A 15,802-nucleotide genomic window follows, 5' to 3' on the forward strand; every position below is an offset into this window, starting at 1 on the left:
ACAAGACGCCAGCGGAACCCACCTCCGAACCGACCACCACCCCCGCCACGGACACCACTCCCGAACCGACCACGGTTCCCGCCACGGAACACACCCCGACCACCACGCAGCGTCCACCTGCCGGCCCGGACCCCGTCGGCACCCCGACCGCCGCCACCAGCGCCCCCGCCGTAACGGCGGCGGGCCCGGACGGCGCGGCAGCGGGACGCCTGGATCTGGCGGTGATCCGGACTCGACTGCTGGCCCATCCGGGGTTCGCGCCGGAGTTGCTGGCCCTGGCGGCCGTCGAGGGGATCGGGCCGCAGGCCCGGGAGTGGGCGCGCGGGCTGCGCGAGGCGTACCCGGACGCCGGTCCGGACGGGCTGGCCCGGCTGGCCACCCGGCGGTTCGTCAGGTGGGCCGGGGTGGGTGGGGCGACGGCGGCGGTGGCCGGGCTCTTCGCGCCGCTGGCCGAGCTGGCGGTGGTGCTCTGGACGCAGTCGGCGCTGGTGCTGCACGTGGCGGCGGCGTACGGCCGGGACCCGGCCGACCCGGAGCGGGCGGTGGAGTTGCTGGTGCTGACCCGGGTACACCCGGACGCGGACAGTGCCCGTACCGCACTGGACGCGGCGCGGGCGGCGGACGGTCCCGGCGACGGGCCGTGGCCGCGTGCGGCCGAGGCCGCGTGGCGGTTGGCAGCTCCGCTGGCCGCGCAGGCCGGTGGCTGGGCCGCGCTCCGGCTGGCGGCCCGGCTGCTTCCCGGGGCGGCGGTGCTGGCGACGGCGGCGGGTGACGCGGCGGCGACCGACCTGCTGGCCGCCCGCGCGGTGGCCAGCTACCGGCCCGCCCGGACCGGCAGCTAGGCCGCCCGAAGATCGGCGGGGACAGCGACGGTCAGAGCCAGTCGAACCAGTCCTTCGGCAGTAGCGAGTACCCGACGAAGGCGACCACGTCGAGCAGGGTGTGCGCCACGATCAGCGGCATCACCCGCCGGGTGCGCAGGTAGAACAGGCTGAACACGACGCCCATCACGGCGTTGCCGACGAACGCGCCGAAGCCCTGGTAGAGGTGGTAGGAGCCGCGCAGCAGCGCGCTGGTCGCGATGACCGCGCCGAGCCGCCACCGGAGTTGGCGCAGCCGGGTGACCAGGTAGCCGACCACGATCACCTCCTCCAGCACGGCGTTCTGCACGGCGGCGAGGACCAGCACCGGCACCGCCCACCACAGCGGCGGCAGGCCGGCGGGGACCAGGGTGGCGTTGACGCCGAGCTGCGCCGCCGCCCAGAACAGGGCCAGGCCGGGCAGGCCGATCAGCGCGGCGAGCCCGGCGCCCCGGGCCAGGTCGGACCCGGGCCGTCGCAGGTCCACCCCGAGGGTCCGCGCCGGGTCGCCGGGGTCGCGCGCCAGCAGGTGTACGGCGAGCAGCACCGGCAGCAGCGCGAAGGCGATGCCGAGCAGTTGGTACGTCAGGTCGAGCCAGGGCCGGGCGGACTGCGAGGTGTTGAGCGACGCGGTCTGCTTCGACAGCGGCCCGTCGGCGGTCAGTTTCGCGGTCAGCGACACCATGGCGTAGACGGCCGACTGCCCGAGTGACAGGCCGAGGACCAGCAGGGTCTCGGTGCCGAGGACCCGCCTGGACTCCGGGCGGGTGTGCTGCTCAACGGTCACCGCACCACTCTGCCCGACGGGGTGGCCCGATCGCACCGGCCGGTGGGCCCAGATGAGCCGATCGCACATTCTGTGCGACCGGTGCACACGCTCCGTGGACATTCTATCGGTGCCCGATCCGCCGTCAGGAGGAGGACCGCCCCCCGTGGACAACTTCGCTCGGCTGCTGAAGGAGAGTTGGACCCTGGTCGAGGAGGACCGGGACCGGCTGAGCGGTCGCTTCTACGCCCGGCTGTTCCTGCTCGATCCGGAGCTGCGCCGGCTGTTCCCGGCGGAGATGACCGGCCAGGGCGACCGGATCCTGGACGCGATCGTCACCGCCACCCAGGTGATGGACGACCCGGAGAGCTTCGACGAGTATCTGCGCTCGCTGGGTCGGGACCACCGCAAGTACCACGTCGACGCCGCGCACTACGCGACGATGGGGGTGGCGCTGCTCGACGCGCTGCGTACCACCGCCGGTGACGGCTGGAACCTGGAGTACGACCAGGCGTGGCGGGACGCGTACGCGGCGATCACGGCGACGATGCTGGCTGGGGCGGAGTCGGACGAGAATCCGCCGTACTGGCACGCGGAGGTGCTAACCCACGAGCGGTACGGCGGCGACACCGCCGTGCTGACCGTCCGCGCCCTCCAGCATCCGCTGGTCTGGAAGGCCGGCCAGTACGTCAGCGTCGAGGTGCCCCGGCACCTGCCCCGGGTGTGGCGGACGTACTCGGTGGCGAACGCCCCGAACGACGACAACGTGCTGGAGTTCCACGTCCGTACGCCGGCCGGCGCGGGCTGGGTCTCCGGGGCGTTGGTGCGCCGGACCAAGCCGGGTGACCTGCTGCGGGTGGCCGCCCCGATGGGCTCGATGACGGTGGACCGGGATTCCGGGCGGGACATCCTCTGTGTGGCCGGCGGGGTCGGCCTGGCCCCGGTGAAGGCGATGGTGGAGGAGCTGGCGGGCTGGAACCGGGCCCGCTGGGTGCACGTCTTCTACGGTGCCCGGCACGCCGACGAGTTGTACGGCCTGGCCGGTCTGGAGGAGCTGGTCGCCGTCCACCCGTGGCTGTCGGTGACCCCGTCGTGCAGCGACGACCCGGATTTCGCCGGTGAGCGCGGGGACGTCCCCGACGTGGTGGCCCGGTACGGCCCGTGGACGTCGCATGACTGTTACGTCTCCGGTTCGGCCGCGATGGTCCGGGCGACGTTGCGGGCGCTCGCCGAGGACGACGTACCGCCGCAGCACATCCGGTACGACACGTTCGGCAACCTGTAGAGCTTTACTCCCCCCGAACCGGGGCGCGTGCCCCCGCCCCCTGGGGCACGCGCCCCGGTCCCCTCCGTGCCCACCCGGACCGGCGTCCGGGGCAGGGTTCAGGCGTTGCTCTCGCGGTACTCCTCGACGGGGACCAGCGGCACGCCGGGGGCCATCCGGTCGGTCCAGGCCCGGCCGTCGAGGTGGTCGATCTCGTGGGCGACCAACCGGGCCATCCCGTACGCGAACGAGGTGATCATCCGGCTGCCGTCGGCGCGGGCGTGTTCGACCTCGATGCGCAGCGGCCGGGCCACCAGGCCACGGTGGTCGGCGGCGGCGAGGCAGCCTTCGTACTGTTCGACGGTTTCCGGGCTCTCCCCGACCATCCGGGGGTTGACCAGGACGACCGGCGGGGCGGCCCGGTCGGCGGGGCGGACCACGGCGACCGCGACGTCCAGGCCGATCTGCGGGGCGGCGAGGCCCGTGCCGGTGCTGAGCGGGTGCACCTCCTCGGCCCGGGCCAGCAGGTCGGTGAGCCGGTCGGCCACCTCACGGGCGGCGGCGGCCTCCCGGGGCAGGTGCAGGGGGCGGGCGGGTCGGCCGGGCGGGGTGGCCTCGGGGGGCAGCACGCCGAGGGCGCGCATCCGGTCGGCCGGTCGGGTCGGCACGGGGGGCGTCTCGACGGCTTCCCGCCGGAACCGCCACTGGAGGCGGAAGCGGGTGTTGAGCGGCGGGTCGTCGGTGGACCAGTCGAAGACCACCCGGTCCCCCCGGTCGTGCCGGCGGACCGGGGTGCGCAGCGGTCCCTCGTCGGCGGACAGCGAGGTCTCCACCCCCCACACCCGGGGGTCGAGGGCCGCCGGGAGGTCCAGTCGTACGGCGAGGTGCCGGGTGGGCAGGCGGACGGCCCGCTGGAACCAGGGGCCCCACTTGACCCGGCCGACCCGGTAGGCGTACTCGACCTCGGCGCGTTCGCCGGGGTGCAGTGGGAACCGTCCGTCGGCGTTCTCGAACAGCAGCCAGATCTCCTTGTACGCGTCCCGGTCGTGGCGGACCCGCCAGTGCATCGGTTCGCGGGCGCCGTCGTCGTGGTGGACGGCGCGGAAGCGCAGCTCGGCGAAGGTGAGCGGGTGTTCGCGGTGGTGCCGGTTGGAGCGGCCGGGGTCGTCGGGCCACCTGTCGACGGCGACCCGGACGAGATAGCGGGTGACCGGTTCGGTGCCGGCGTTGTGCAGCCGGCGGCGGATCACGCACCGGTAGGTGCCGTCGACCAGGGTGAGGGTGGCGGTCTCCCGTTCGACGACGAGCCCGGTGCCCGGGGGGAGCCAGCGGCCGGGGGGTGCGGGTTCGCGGTGGCCGGGGGTGGCGCGGGTGTGGCGGAGCTGGTCGTACTCGCGGAACCGCTGCCAGATGACGCCCCCGGCGTCGAGGACGGCCTCGGCGCGGCGGGCGAAGTCCTCGGTGGGCCGGTGTCGTCGCCCCTCGACGTGGCTCACGTACGACGGGTCGAAGCCCATCATGGTGGCGAGCTGTTTCTTGGTCAGCCCTCGCCCCGTCCGGTGCCGGGCGAGTTCCGCCGCGAACGAATCGGCGGCCCGCTCCAGGGGAGAGGTCGTCATCAGCTTCCTCACGCAGCGCAGCCGGGATGACAAGTCTTCACGTTTTTCCCATCGCCCTGTACCGAACTGGCACGTTGCCGACATATGCCTTGACATCGCCCGCGTTTTCCCCGCGTTCGGCCGGGTAGTAGCCGAACCGGGCCGATCCGTACCGACGGGACGGACATGGTGATCCCGGCCTCCCGATCCACCTCCGCAGAGACTTCCCTCAGCGCCCAGGCATGGTTAGGCTAGCCTTAGCTTCGCGGACGTAGTTTCACGGACGACCCCTCCGGCACCGGAGTGGCCGAGGAGACCGCCACCACCCGTGGCGGGCCGAGCGGGACGGGAGGGGGTCCGGATGACGGCGGTGCTGCCCGGCCAGGATCTCGCCGACCGACTCGCCCCGGTCACCGCCACCCTGCGCGCCATGTTCGGCACCGACGTGCTGCCCGGCCTCGCGCCCGGCCTGGTGGTCACCGACGACATCGGCTGGAGCCCGGCCACCACCCTCGTCGACGGCACCCGGATGCCGGAGTTCCTGCGCGCCGCCGCCCGCCGCTGGGGCGGCACCCCGCACGCCTGCGCCGCGCTGGCCTGGAAGTCCTACAGCTACTGGACGGCGCTGCCGGTGGTGCTCGGCTGGGCCTCGGCCCGCCGGGTGCCGCTGCTCGACCCGGCCGACGTGCTGATCCACTTCGAGGACCACCGGCAACTGCTGACCATGGGCCTGCACCGCTCGACGACCGTCGCGGTGCTGCCCGGTGACCCGCTCGCCCTCACCGGCCAGCCCGGCGTCCGGGTCGCCGCCGACGAGGCCGAGCTGCTCGGCCTCCTGCGGGCCTCGCTGCTCGACGCCCACCTCACCCCGATGATCACCGCGATCCAGGCGGAGGTGCGGGTCGGTGCTCGTACCCTGCTCGGCTCGGTGGCCTCGGGGATCGCGCACGGCATCCTGCGCGCGGCGGACGTCCTGCCCGGCCCGTCGGTGACCACCATCGACACGCTGCTCGGCACCCTCGGCGTGGCCGACCTGGTCGAGCTGGTGCCCGGCCGGGGCGGCGAGCCGACCGTGCAGCGGCGCACCTGCTGCCTGGCGTTCACCCTGCCCAGCCCGAAGGTCTGCCAGGGCTGCTGCGTCCGCACGGCCTGACCCGGCACCCCGGCGGGTTCACCCGGTGAGCGACCGGACGTCCCACCGCCACACCCCGCCGGTCAGCACGGGGGTGATGCCGGTCAGCGCGGTCATCGCCCGACGCAACGCGTCGGCGTGCCGGTGCGGGCCGAGGATCACCACACCGGCCCGCCAGTAGCGCAGGTCGGTCACGGCGGCCCGCCGGTCGGCGTCGGTGATCGGCCCGACGGTGCCGGTCCGCGCGATCCCGCCGAAGAAGTTGCTGGTCCGCCGGTAGGGGGCGGTGAACAGGGCGGCGTCCGGTTCGGGCGACCACGGCCGGGTGTCGGGGGCCAGGAAGTAGCCCCGGGCCAGCGGCATCTCCAACCCGGTCCGGGCCGACCAGCGCAGCGGTTCGGCGTAGGTGTTGTCGGGCAGCGGCAGGGTGACCACGCTGCGCCCTCCCGCCACGTACGGCCGCCAGCCGCCGTCGGTGACGAACTGCGGCACCGGGTCGAGCCGGGTCGCCGGCAGCGGGGTCGGCAGCAGCGGCACCAGGGCCATCAGCAGGACGGTGACCGTGGCGAAGCGGATCTGCCGGCGGGCGGCCGGATGCCGGCGGGCGAGGTCGCGGGCCCGCTGGGCACCGAGGGCCAGCAGCACCCCGACGATCGGGGTGATCGCCAGCGACCAGCGGGTGGGCACCACGGAGTGCAGCAGCGGCAGGTCCTCCAGCAGTGCCCAGGGGGCGGGGACGCCGGTGTTCCGCCCGTTGAGCTGCACCTCCCGGCCCAGCGACAGGGCGGCGAAGAGCAGCCCGAGGACGGCCAGGCCGACCACCAGGGCGTTGCGCCGCAGCCACCAGACCAGGGCGACGGTGAGGACGGCCAGCGGCCAGCCGAAGAAGGCGTTCTCCTCGGTGGGGTTGCGGGCCAGCGGGTCGGCGGACCGGGCGTCCCCGGCCAGCGACTCCCGCGACCACCCGACGAACGCGCCGAGGTCGGTACGGTAGCCCCGGATCAGCCGGGACAGCCCGTGGTAGGAACCCGGTCCGAAGAGCTGCACGTACAGCGGGTAGGCGAGCAGCACGGCGGACAGCAGCGCGGCCACGCCGAGCCCGGCGAGGAACGGTCGGGTGGCCGCGCGTAGCGGCGGTCGGCCGATGGCGAGGGCACCGACCACCACGGCCAGGGCGATCGCGGTCATCAGCAGGATCTCCAGGTTGAGGAAGGCCTGCCAGACGATCAGCAGGCCGAGCAGGAGTCCGTTGCGCAGCCACCGGCCCGGCCCGGCCAGCCGCAGGGTGCGCCAGATGATCAGTGGGACGACGAACTGGGAGGCGATGTTCGGGTGGGCGTTGGCGTGCGACACCATCGCCGGGGCGTACGCGCAGAAGGCCGCGCCGAGCCAGGCCGGCCCCCGGGATCGGGTGACCACCCGGGACAGGAAGAAGTACCAGGCGGTTCCGGTGGCCGCCATTCCGAGGGTGAGAAAGACAAGAAATGACCAGTGCGGCCCGAAGAGGACAGTGACCGGGGTCATCGGGATTGAGACGGATAATACCGAGGTATTCGCCATCAGGTTGACGCCGTCGGGCACGTTCATCCGGTCCGAGGCGAACGGATAGCTCCATTCCGTGACCACCCGCGCGCCGTGCGCCATCATCCACTCGAACTGCGCCTGGTCCGACCGGTTGTCGCGTACCCCGGCCGCCGGGTCGCGCCAGAACCGGGCGGTCACCCAGAACGCCAGCATCAGGTAGCTGACCACGGCCAACGCGTCCCACCGCCACCCGGCGGCGGACGGACGGGCCGGTGCCGGCGGCCCGGCACGCGGCGCACGGGCTGCCGGGAGCACCCGCCGCCGGCGCCGCCGGACGACCCGCCGGACCGGCACAGGTCCGGCGTCCCCGACGTCGGATCGACCGGTCCCGCGCTCCGATTCGCCAGTAGTCATAGCAATTCAGAGCGTAGTTGGCCTATGGCGGTCACGTGACATGTTTCGGGTACTGCCGTACTATGTGCCGGGTTCGCCGACCGCCGATCACGTGCCCTCCCCCGACCACATTTCGGCCTTCACAGTGCCCCGTTTCCTCCGCCCCTGACGCGGATGATTCACTCTGTCGGTCCAGGCGCGGGTCAGTCATATCGTGAGGAATCGACGCATGGCAGAAATCCTTGGGGACCAGCGCGTCCAGGCAGAGGTTCTGGAGGGCCTGGCCACCGCGGTCAACCACCGCCGGTGGTTCGTCGAACTGGCGGTGCCCCACCTCGGTGACGACCCCATCGAGATCGGCAGCGGCCTGGGCGACTACGCCCTGGAGTGGGCGCGGCACGTGCCCCGGTTCACCGCCACCGAGGCCGACCCGGACCGGCTCATCCTGCTCAAGGAGCGGCTGGTCGACGAGCCGACCATCGAGGTCCGCGAGATGCTGCTGCCGCACCCGGGGGGCGGCGACTACAGCGCGGCCGTGTCGTACAACGTGCTGGAGCACATCGAGGACCACGTGGGCGCGCTGCGCAGCATGCGCGACCTGGTCCGGCCCGGCGGTGCCGTGATCATCATCGTGCCGGCGTTCCAGTTCGCGATGGGCCCCGCCGACATCGCCACCGGCCACGTGCGCCGCTACACCAAGAAGACCCTCGGCGACGCGATGACCGCGGCCGGGCTGCGGGTCGAGACGATGCACTACGCCAACGCCCTCGGCCTGATCGGCTATTTCATGGCCACCAAGGTCTTCCGGCTGATGCCGAAGGAGGGCCCGATGGTCAAGGTGTACGACACCCTCGTCCTGCCCGCCACCAAGGCCGCCGAGCAGCTCGTCCGGCCGCCGTTCGGCCAGTCCGTCTTCGCCGTCGCCCGGGTGCCCGGCTGAGGGCACCGCACGCCCGCCGGCCCCGCGTGCGCGGGACCGGCGGGCCACCGGTCACTCCTTGATCTGGTACGTCGGCCTGATGACCGCCCGCGCCAGGGTGTGGAACGCCAGGTTGAAGCCGACGTACGCGGGGCTGGCGTCGGGCCCGACGCCGAGCGTGTCGACGTCGACCGCGTGCACGGCGAAGACGTACCGGTGCGGGCGGTCGCCCGGCGGCGGGGCCGCGCCACCGTAGCCGGTGTCGCCGTAGTCGTTGCGGACGCTGAACGCGCCGCCCAGGTCCGCCTCCCGTACGCCGGTCGGCAGGCTGGTCGTGGAGGCCGGCACGTCGACCAGCACCCAGTGCCAGAAGCCGCTGCCGGTCGGGGCGTCCGGGTCGAAGCAGGTCACCACGAAGCTCTTCGTCCCGGCCGGGAAGCCCGACCAGGCCAGGTGCGGGGAGACGTTCTCGCCACCGGTGCTGCCGTGCGCGTACCGGGCGTCCATCGGCTCGCCGTTGTGCACGTCGTCACTGGTCAGGTCGAACGACGAGACGGTCGGCAGCAGCTCGTACGGGTCCGGGGCGATCGGTCGTTCCAGGGTCATCGGGAAGGTCCTTCCGGTGTACGCGTTTTCCTCTGCCCCTTCTTACCCCGCCGGGCCGGCACGACGAACCGGAAGCACCGCGCACCGTCGGGCCGCCAGAATGAGGGGACGCGGCGGACGACCGGGAGGGCGCATGCAGGACACCGAACGTGAGGCGGAACTGTTGGAGGCGGAGCGTCGCCTCCAGGCCGCCCAGCGGGCCGGCGACGTGGCCGCGCTCGATGCCCTGCTCGACGACCGCCTGATCGCCGTCGGGCCGGACGGTCGTACGTTCAGCAAGGAGGACGACCTGGCCGCCCACCGCAGCGGCACCTCGGTGCTCGACGAGCTGGTGGAGGAGGAGCTGGAGCTGATCGTGGCCGGGACGACGGGGGTGACGTTCTTCCGGGGGCGGGTCAGCGGCACCTTCGCGGGCGAGCCGTTCGCGGCGCGGCTGCGCTACACCCGCACCTGGGCCTACGACGACGGGTACGGCTGGCGCATCCTCGCCGCCCACCTCAGCCCCGTCCCCTGACCAGTTTTCCGGGCTGCCTGCCGGCCGGCACAGGGCGGCTGCCACCGGCGTCAGGGCGGCGGCGCACACCCTGGGGTCGCCGCTGTTCAGGCCGGCCGACCGGTTGCCTGCTCTCCAGCTTCGCGGGCTGCACGAAGATCGACCGACGAGCGACCGCGTCGCCTTTGGCGTCCAGTTGGTAGACGTCGAGCCAGCACCACCCGTCGTAGGTGATCCAGTCGAGCACCCGGATGACCCGGCACCAGATCGGCTTGACGAACTGCACGCTGGCAGCGCGGGTGACGTACACCAGGTCGCCGGCCTCCGGCAGCGGCGCGTTCATCGATGGCCCCGGACGTGACGTAGCCTGCGCCACGCCCTGATCCGGGCACGGGCGGCCTCGACCAGCGGGCAGAAGCCGCCCTCGGTGCATCTGCCGCACCGGCTGTGGCGGTGGTGGTCCAGGCAGTCCCACGCGGACTGGACCAGGAGTGGCACTCCGCTGCGCGCATCCACCGCGCCCCGACGGACAGGCGCCACCCGGCAGCGGCAGTCATCGATGGCACTGCGCGGGTAGGGCTGGGGTGGCGTGCTCCGGACCGGAGCCCACGCGCCGGTCTGATTCGGATACGCGGTGGCGGGACCGGTCCGATCCAACGGTGGGGAAGCACTCGGACGGCCAGCCAGCCGGCGCAGGGCACGTGTGATCAACGAGCGCAGCATGAGCATCCGGTCCTTCTGCCGACGTTTGCGATCCTGCGAAACGGTAACGCTCCTGGTTCAGGAAGTACAGGAGGTTCAACTTGTTCAGTAGGTGCAGTACTTACCTGACGACCCGAGCTTCCTGGTCGTCCGTAGGTTGACGTCATGGTCGACCAGTTCTCGCCGACGCCCCTGTACGTGCAGCTCGCCGACCTGATCGCCAAGCGCATCGAGTCGGGAGAGTTGCAGCCGCTCAAGCCGTTACCGAGCGAGCTACGGCTACAACAGGAGTACGGGGTAGCGCGCGGCACGGTCCGCGCGGCGATCGCCCTGCTACGGGAACGCGGGCTGGTCATGACCATGCCCCAGCGCGGCACGTACGTCACCGAGAACCACCCGCAGGGGTAGGCACCGACCAATAGAAAGCGACAGTCCCGAAAAGGCCAGAAGCTAGAGCGGTAGAACGTCTAGTTCTACACTCGGGTCATGGAGCGTATCGGGGTCCGGGAGCTGAACCAGAACACGAGCCAGGTGCTGGCCCGGGTGAGTGGCGGCGAGACCCTGGAGATCACCGATCGCGGCCGCCCGATCGCCCGACTCGTCCCGGTGGGCAACGACCGGTCGGTGCTGGCCAAACTGGTGTCGGCTGGACGGGCCGTCGCCCCCACCGGCGGAGGCCCCGTGCCCTTTCCACCAAAGCTCGGTGACGAGAACGTGGACGTGGCCGCCTCGCTCGCCGCGATGCGCGACGAGGAACGCTGGTGATCTATCTCGACTCCGCCGCCGTCATCAAGCTGGTCCGGCAGGAGGAGTGCAGCACCGACCTCGTCGCCTGGCTCAACAAGCACGACGACGTTCCCCTGGTCTCCTCCGCCCTCGTCGAGGTGGAGGTCCCCAGAGCCCTGCGCCGATCAGCCCCGCAAGCGCTGATCGGCGTGCCGGCCGCCGTCGGACGGGTGTTCCGCCTGGAAATCGACAGCACGATCCGGGCGACCGCAGCCGCATTCGCCGAGCCGACACTCCGCAGCCTCGACGCCATCCACCTGGCCACCGCCCATGTGCTGACCAACGAGTCCGGCGCGGCACTCACCGCCTTCGTCACCTACGACCGACGGCTGCTCGAATGCGCCAAGGAAGCAGGACTACCTACAGCAAGCCCCGGCCAGAACTGACCTACTGGTCCCCGCCCCGACACACCCCAAATGTAACCCGACAAGCTTGAAATGTAACTCACGCGCAGTTACATTTCGCGCCATGACCGAGGACGTAGCCGACCTGGTACAGACGCTGCGTGAGGCTGGCGGGGACACGACCAGTGTCGAGGTCAAGGCTGCCGCAGGCGGACTGCCTGTATCGCTGACCTCCTCGTTGAGCGCCCTGGCCAACCTTCCCGGTGGTGGGACGATCATCCTGGGCCTGGACGAACGTACCGGCTTCCGCCCGGTGCCACTCGCTGATCCACAGATCCTCAAGCAGGGCCTCGCCACGAAGGCACGCGCGTACACGCCGCCGGTGCGCCTGTCCATCGATGATGGCGTCGTCGACGGGAAACCGGTGATCGTCGCCCGGGTCCACGAATGTGACCCCTCGGCTAAACCGTGTCGAGTCACCGCCACGGGTACCGCCTATCTCCGCGGCTACGACGGCGACTTTCCGCTGTCCGACCTGGAGACGCAAGGCTTCCTCACCGCCCGGCGACCACCGCTGTTCGATCGCCAGCCCGTTGACGGTGCCAGCTTCGATGACCTCGATCCGGACCTGGTCGCCTCGTTCCTGGCGACGGTACGAGAGCGGGACGCCACGGGACTGGGACGCTTCACCGACGACGCCGAGTTGTTGCGTCGGGCTGGAGTCACCGTGAGCGGAGGTCGCCCCACCACGGCCGGCCTGCTCGCCCTCGGTGTCCATCCGCAGCAGTTCTTTCCCCGCTACGTCATTCAGGCTTCCGCCGAACCCCTGCCCCATGACCCACCCGGAGCGCGGGCCCGCAACCAGATCACGATCACAGGGCCCATTCCCCGCATGCTCGACACCGCCCTGGACTGGGCCCGCCGCACGTTCGACACGGTCATCGTCGCCAACCCCGATGGCAGTGTCACTGATCGACCCGTCTACCCCCTGGTCGCGTTTCGCGAGATCATTGCCAACGCTCTCATCCACCGCGACCTCGACCACTGGTCACAGGCCTTCGCCATCGAGGTACGGCTGCGCCGCGACCGTCTCGTCATCACCAACCCGGGTGGCCTGTACGGCATCACTGTCGATCGACTCGGCCACGACGCCGTCACCTCCGCCCGCAACGGGCTCCTCGTGGCCATCTGCCAACACGTCCGGTCGGCCGCCACCGGCGGCCGGGTCATCGAGGCCCTCGCCAGCGGCATCCCCACGATTGCTCACGAACTGTCAGACCATGCCCTGCCACCGGCGCAGTACGTCGACTTCAATATCAGATTCACCGTGCTGCTCCGTGGCCCCGCAGCCAACTCCACGAGCCCGGCCCTCAACGCCACCGAGCTACGCATCTATGACGCGCTCGGACCCGCACCGAGGACCGTTGCCCAACTGGAGGTAATCCTCGACCTGACCGGACCCAACATTCGCAAGGCCCTCCGAAGCCTGCGCAACCGTGGTCTCGTGCACCAGGACGGCGGCAGAGGCCGCACCACCACATATCGCCACAGTCTCACTCCACGCGGCTGATGCCCACGCCGCTGTGGCTGCGGTTGCGGTCGGTGTCAGCACCGGAGCGGAACGATGCAGGACCACCGAGGAAGCCGAGTAACGCCGACACGAATGCGACACGACCAGCGAAACGAGACGGCCCAGCGGGACGAAGTGGGACCGATCCGCAGTGACGAAACGCCCCCTGCCGGCGTCCGCACTGGTCAGGGGGCATTTCTGCGGCTCAGGACGCGGAGGGTGTGGGATTCGAACCCACGAAGACATCGCTGCCTTACCGGTTTTCAAGACCAGCGCCATCGGCCACTAGGCGAACCCTCCCGAACCGCCACCCGGGGGTGCGCGGCCCGTGCCTAGTCTGCCACGAACTGCGTCCGGACGAGCCGGCCCATCGCCGTCGGGCGGGGTTCGGCGTACCGGAGAGGGGTCCTTGATCCCTGGCATGACCAGCGTGACCTCACCCGGATGGTCCACTGTGGCCGAAATTCCGGCCGTCGTGGGCGAGCGGTGGACCGCCCGGGACGACGGCCGGTGGATATTGCCGGCCGGACCTGCCCACATGGCGCTTCTCGTCGGCCGGGCGTGGTTCGTGGCCCGGATCGGGTAAGACTGGGCCATGCACGCGATCACGATCCCGGAACCCGGTGGACCCGACGCGCTCGTCTGGGCGGAGGTGCCCGACCCGGAGCCCGGCGCGGGTGAGGTGGTCGTCGAGGTGACCGCCAGCGCGGTCAACCGGGCCGACCTGCTCCAGCGGCAGGGGCAGTATCCGCCGCCGCCGGGCGCGCCCGCGTACCCCGGGTTGGAGTGTTCGGGGGTGATCGGCGCGCTCGGCGCGGGGGTGACCGGGTGGGCGGTGGGTCAGCCGGTGTGCGCGCTGCTGGCCGGCGGTGGGTACGCCGAGCGGGTGGCCGTGCCGGCCGGGCAGTTGCTGCCGGTGCCGGCCGGCGTCGACCCGGTCGACGCCGCCGCGCTGCCCGAGGTGGCCTGTACGGTCTGGTCGAACCTGATCCGGGTGGCCCACCTGGGCAGGGGCGAGACGCTGTTGGTGCACGGCGGCGGGAGCGGGATCGGCACGTTCGCGGTGCAGTTCGGCGCGGCGCTGGGCGCGACGGTGGTGGCGACCGCCCGGTCGTCCAAGCACGACAGGCTGCGCGAGCTGGGTGCCGCGCACACGGTCGACTACCGCGAGCAGGATTTCGTGGCGGAGGTCCGGCGGGTCACCGACGGCCGGGGTGCGGACGTGATCCTCGACATCATGGGCGCGTCCTATCTGGGCCGGAACGTGGCGGCGCTTGCCGACGGCGGCCGGCTGGTGGTGATCGGCATGCAGGGCGGCCGGAAGGCGGAGCTGGATCTGGGCGCGCTGCTGGCGAAGCGGGCGTCGGTGGCGGCGACCGCGCTGCGGTCCCGCCCGCTGGCCGACAAGGCGGACATCGTCCGGGGCGTACGGGAGCAGGTGTGGCCGCTGGTGGAGGCGGGCACGGTCCGGCCGATCGTGGACCGGCGGCTGCCGATGCGCGACGCCGCGCAGGCGCACCGGCTGGTCGAGTCGAGCGACCACGTGGGCAAGGTGCTGCTCGTCACCGGGTGACGATCGGCCGGGCCACACCGGGCGCAGGCCCGGGGGGCGCTCAGGTCGGCGGGCGCGGGCCGTCCCGGCGGGGTAGCACCAGGCGGGCGCCGGGGCCCTCGCCGGCCAGCGTGTCGCCCGGGTTGTAGAGGGTGCAGCGCTGCAACGACAGGCAGCCGCAGCCGATGCAGCCGTCGAGGTCGTCGCGGAGCTTGCCGAGCAGCTTGATCCGTTCGTCCAGCCGTTCCCGCCAGGTGCGGGAGAGGGCGGCCCAGTCGTCGGGGCTGGGGGCGCGGGACGAGGGCAGCGAGTCCAGCGCGGCACGGATCTCCTCCAGCGAGATGCCGACCTGCTGGGAGATCCGGATGAACGCCACCCGACGCAGCTCGGTGCGGGCGTAGCGACGTTGGTTGCCGCCGGTGCGCTCGGCGTGGATCAGCCCGAGGCGTTCGTAGTAGCGCAGCGCCGACTGGGCCACCCCGCTGCGCGCGGAGAGCTGACCGATGGTGAGTGACTCGTGCATCACTGCCCTTGAGTTGAAGTTAACTTCAAGTAGCACGCTAGCCACATGACCACAGCGACCGCAACCCATCCGCCGGGCCGTGCCCTGCCTGCCCCCGTCGTCGCGCCGCTGGAACGCCTCCGCGCCGGCCGCCACTACGACGCCAACGTGTACTCCACCGTCGACGTGCACTGGGTGCTCTACGACCGGGTGCTACGGATCACCCCGGCCACCGTCGACGACCCGGACCGGGACCGCTTCCTGCTCTCCAAGGGGCATGCCGTGGCGGGCTACTACGCCGTACTCGCCGCCAAGGGGTTCATCCCCGTCGACTGGCTCGACGACGCGGGCGGGCCCGCCAGCCGCCTCGGCGGCCACCCCGACCGCACCCTGGTCCCCGGCGTCGAGATCGGCTCCGGCTCACTCGGCCACGGCCTCGGGCTGGGCGTCGGCACCGCGCTCGGCCTACGCGCCCAGGGCCGCACCACCCCCCGGGTGTACGTCCTGCTCGGCGACGCCGAACTCGACGAGGGCTCCAACCACGAGGCGATCGCGTACGCCGGGGCCACCGGCCTGGCCGGGCTCACCGCGATCGTGGTCGACAACGCGTCGGCCAGTCACGGCTGGCCGGGCGGGGTGGCCAGCCGGTTCACCGTCAACGGCTGGACCGCCGCCACCGTCGACGGGCACGACCACGACGCCCTGCACGCCGCCCTCACCGACCACGACGGCCACCGCCCCCACGTCGTCGTCGCGGTCGACGGACCGACCCCGGGGAGCCGGTCATGACC

Annotated in this window: 17 protein-coding genes and 1 tRNA gene; 11 read left to right on the forward strand and 7 right to left on the reverse strand. The window is 72.0% G+C overall.

The genetic code is table 11. From position 1 onward, the window contains the following. Positions 1 to 221 precede the first annotated feature (221 nt). Complete coding sequence (locus JQX11_RS13910) at positions 222 to 842, forward strand: hypothetical protein (RefSeq protein WP_232377850.1); 621 nt, start codon at positions 222 to 224, stop codon at positions 840 to 842. Between the two features lie 31 nt (positions 843 to 873). Here JQX11_RS13910 and JQX11_RS13915 read toward each other — a convergent pair whose 3' ends face one another. Continuing rightward, the gene (locus tag JQX11_RS13915) at positions 874 to 1,647 is read right to left on the reverse strand and encodes a CPBP family intramembrane glutamic endopeptidase (protein WP_204925400.1); all 774 of its coding nucleotides are present in this window, start codon (positions 1,645 to 1,647) and stop codon (positions 874 to 876) included. A gap of 145 nt (positions 1,648 to 1,792) precedes the next feature. Between JQX11_RS13915 and JQX11_RS13920 the strand changes: the two genes are divergently transcribed. Next, positions 1,793 to 2,911, forward strand: a complete 1,119-nt coding sequence (locus tag JQX11_RS13920; RefSeq protein WP_204925401.1) for a globin domain-containing protein — start codon at positions 1,793 to 1,795, stop codon at positions 2,909 to 2,911. Between the two features lie 98 nt (positions 2,912 to 3,009). Here JQX11_RS13920 and JQX11_RS13925 read toward each other — a convergent pair whose 3' ends face one another. Continuing rightward, positions 3,010 to 4,509 (reverse strand): peptide deformylase, encoded by a 1,500-nt coding sequence (locus JQX11_RS13925; RefSeq protein WP_204925402.1) that lies wholly within the window; start codon positions 4,507 to 4,509, stop codon positions 3,010 to 3,012. Between the two features lie 352 nt (positions 4,510 to 4,861). Between JQX11_RS13925 and JQX11_RS13930 the strand changes: the two genes are divergently transcribed. Continuing rightward, on the forward strand, positions 4,862 to 5,641 hold the full coding sequence (locus JQX11_RS13930) for a hypothetical protein (RefSeq protein WP_204925628.1): 780 nt from the start codon (positions 4,862 to 4,864) through the stop codon (positions 5,639 to 5,641). Between the two features lie 18 nt (positions 5,642 to 5,659). Here the strand turns inward: JQX11_RS13930 and JQX11_RS13935 are convergent, their stop codons facing one another. Next, a complete protein-coding gene (locus JQX11_RS13935) occupies positions 5,660 to 7,357 on the reverse strand; it encodes a DUF6311 domain-containing protein (RefSeq protein ID WP_232377893.1) in 1,698 nt (565 codons plus the stop codon). A gap of 409 nt (positions 7,358 to 7,766) precedes the next feature. On the opposite strand from JQX11_RS13935, the gene JQX11_RS13940 reads away from it, so the two are divergent. Then, the gene (locus JQX11_RS13940; RefSeq protein WP_088642340.1) at positions 7,767 to 8,477 is read left to right on the forward strand and encodes a class I SAM-dependent methyltransferase; all 711 of its coding nucleotides are present in this window, start codon (positions 7,767 to 7,769) and stop codon (positions 8,475 to 8,477) included. A gap of 51 nt (positions 8,478 to 8,528) precedes the next feature. On the opposite strand, the gene JQX11_RS13945 is transcribed toward JQX11_RS13940, so the two are convergent. Beyond that, the gene (locus JQX11_RS13945) at positions 8,529 to 9,062 is read right to left on the reverse strand and encodes a YbhB/YbcL family Raf kinase inhibitor-like protein (protein ID WP_204925404.1); all 534 of its coding nucleotides are present in this window, start codon (positions 9,060 to 9,062) and stop codon (positions 8,529 to 8,531) included. 133 nt (positions 9,063 to 9,195) lie between these two features. On the opposite strand from JQX11_RS13945, the gene JQX11_RS13950 reads away from it, so the two are divergent. After that, on the forward strand, positions 9,196 to 9,576 hold the full coding sequence (locus JQX11_RS13950) for a nuclear transport factor 2 family protein (protein WP_204925405.1): 381 nt from the start codon (positions 9,196 to 9,198) through the stop codon (positions 9,574 to 9,576). Here the strand turns inward: JQX11_RS13950 and JQX11_RS13955 are convergent. Then, the gene (locus JQX11_RS13955) at positions 9,560 to 9,898 is read right to left on the reverse strand and encodes a hypothetical protein (protein ID WP_204925406.1); all 339 of its coding nucleotides are present in this window, start codon (positions 9,896 to 9,898) and stop codon (positions 9,560 to 9,562) included. The two genes, JQX11_RS13950 and JQX11_RS13955, sit on opposite strands and share 17 nt — an antisense overlap. Before the next feature lie 524 nt (positions 9,899 to 10,422). Between JQX11_RS13955 and JQX11_RS13960 the strand changes: the two genes are divergently transcribed. The 4 genes from JQX11_RS13960 to JQX11_RS13975 all read left to right on the forward strand — a co-directional run bounded on the left by JQX11_RS13960 (position 10,423) and on the right by JQX11_RS13975 (position 12,957). Continuing rightward, positions 10,423 to 10,665 (forward strand): GntR family transcriptional regulator, encoded by a 243-nt coding sequence (locus JQX11_RS13960; RefSeq protein WP_204925407.1) that lies wholly within the window; start codon positions 10,423 to 10,425, stop codon positions 10,663 to 10,665. 78 nt (positions 10,666 to 10,743) lie between these two features. Continuing rightward, complete coding sequence (locus tag JQX11_RS13965) at positions 10,744 to 11,022, forward strand: type II toxin-antitoxin system Phd/YefM family antitoxin (protein ID WP_204925408.1); 279 nt, start codon at positions 10,744 to 10,746, stop codon at positions 11,020 to 11,022. Next, entirely contained in the window at positions 11,019 to 11,429 is a 411-nt protein-coding gene (locus tag JQX11_RS13970) for a type II toxin-antitoxin system VapC family toxin (RefSeq protein ID WP_204925409.1), read from the forward strand. The genes JQX11_RS13965 and JQX11_RS13970 overlap by 4 nt, the downstream gene beginning before the upstream one ends. An 82-nt stretch (positions 11,430 to 11,511) precedes the next feature. Beyond that, the gene (locus tag JQX11_RS13975; protein WP_204925410.1) at positions 11,512 to 12,957 is read left to right on the forward strand and encodes an ATP-binding protein; all 1,446 of its coding nucleotides are present in this window, start codon (positions 11,512 to 11,514) and stop codon (positions 12,955 to 12,957) included. Positions 12,958 to 13,170: 213 nt separating this feature from the next. Here the strand turns inward: JQX11_RS13975 and JQX11_RS13980 are convergent. Beyond that, positions 13,171 to 13,257: transfer RNA gene (locus JQX11_RS13980), tRNA-Ser, on the reverse strand. A gap of 295 nt (positions 13,258 to 13,552) precedes the next feature. Here JQX11_RS13980 and JQX11_RS13985 point away from each other — a divergent pair. Continuing rightward, complete coding sequence (locus tag JQX11_RS13985; protein ID WP_204925411.1) at positions 13,553 to 14,530, forward strand: NAD(P)H-quinone oxidoreductase; 978 nt, start codon at positions 13,553 to 13,555, stop codon at positions 14,528 to 14,530. 40 nt (positions 14,531 to 14,570) lie between these two features. On the opposite strand, the gene soxR is transcribed toward JQX11_RS13985, so the two are convergent. Beyond that, entirely contained in the window at positions 14,571 to 15,032 is a 462-nt protein-coding gene (gene soxR, locus JQX11_RS13990; RefSeq protein ID WP_204925412.1) for a redox-sensitive transcriptional activator SoxR, read from the reverse strand. Between the two features lie 45 nt (positions 15,033 to 15,077). On the opposite strand from soxR, the gene JQX11_RS13995 reads away from it, so the two are divergent. Continuing rightward, complete coding sequence (locus JQX11_RS13995; protein WP_204925413.1) at positions 15,078 to 15,800, forward strand: thiamine pyrophosphate-binding protein; 723 nt, start codon at positions 15,078 to 15,080, stop codon at positions 15,798 to 15,800. Positions 15,801 to 15,802 lie beyond the last annotated feature (2 nt).

It is taken from the genome of Micromonospora humida (assembly GCF_016901255.1).
Taxonomy (GTDB): domain Bacteria; phylum Actinomycetota; class Actinomycetes; order Mycobacteriales; family Micromonosporaceae; genus Micromonospora; species Micromonospora wenchangensis.

Coding starts and splice junctions, on each gene's coding strand:
- JQX11_RS13925 (WP_204925402.1), bottom strand. CDS start 4,509: ATGACGACCTCTCCCCTGGAGCGGGCCGCCGATTCGTTCGCGGCGGAA.
- JQX11_RS13935 (WP_232377893.1), bottom strand. CDS start 7,357: ATGCTGGCGTTCTGGGTGACCGCCCGGTTCTGGCGCGACCCGGCGGCC.
- JQX11_RS13940 (WP_088642340.1), top strand. CDS start 7,767: ATGGCAGAAATCCTTGGGGACCAGCGCGTCCAGGCAGAGGTTCTGGAG.
- JQX11_RS13945 (WP_204925404.1), bottom strand. CDS start 9,062: ATGACCCTGGAACGACCGATCGCCCCGGACCCGTACGAGCTGCTGCCG.
- JQX11_RS13950 (WP_204925405.1), top strand. CDS start 9,196: ATGCAGGACACCGAACGTGAGGCGGAACTGTTGGAGGCGGAGCGTCGC.
- JQX11_RS13955 (WP_204925406.1), bottom strand. CDS start 9,898: ATGAACGCGCCGCTGCCGGAGGCCGGCGACCTGGTGTACGTCACCCGC.
- JQX11_RS13960 (WP_204925407.1), top strand. CDS start 10,423: ATGGTCGACCAGTTCTCGCCGACGCCCCTGTACGTGCAGCTCGCCGAC.
- JQX11_RS13965 (WP_204925408.1), top strand. CDS start 10,744: ATGGAGCGTATCGGGGTCCGGGAGCTGAACCAGAACACGAGCCAGGTG.
- JQX11_RS13975 (WP_204925410.1), top strand. CDS start 11,512: ATGACCGAGGACGTAGCCGACCTGGTACAGACGCTGCGTGAGGCTGGC.
- JQX11_RS13985 (WP_204925411.1), top strand. CDS start 13,553: ATGCACGCGATCACGATCCCGGAACCCGGTGGACCCGACGCGCTCGTC.
- soxR (WP_204925412.1), bottom strand. CDS start 15,032: ATGCACGAGTCACTCACCATCGGTCAGCTCTCCGCGCGCAGCGGGGTG.
- JQX11_RS13995 (WP_204925413.1), top strand. CDS start 15,078: ATGACCACAGCGACCGCAACCCATCCGCCGGGCCGTGCCCTGCCTGCC.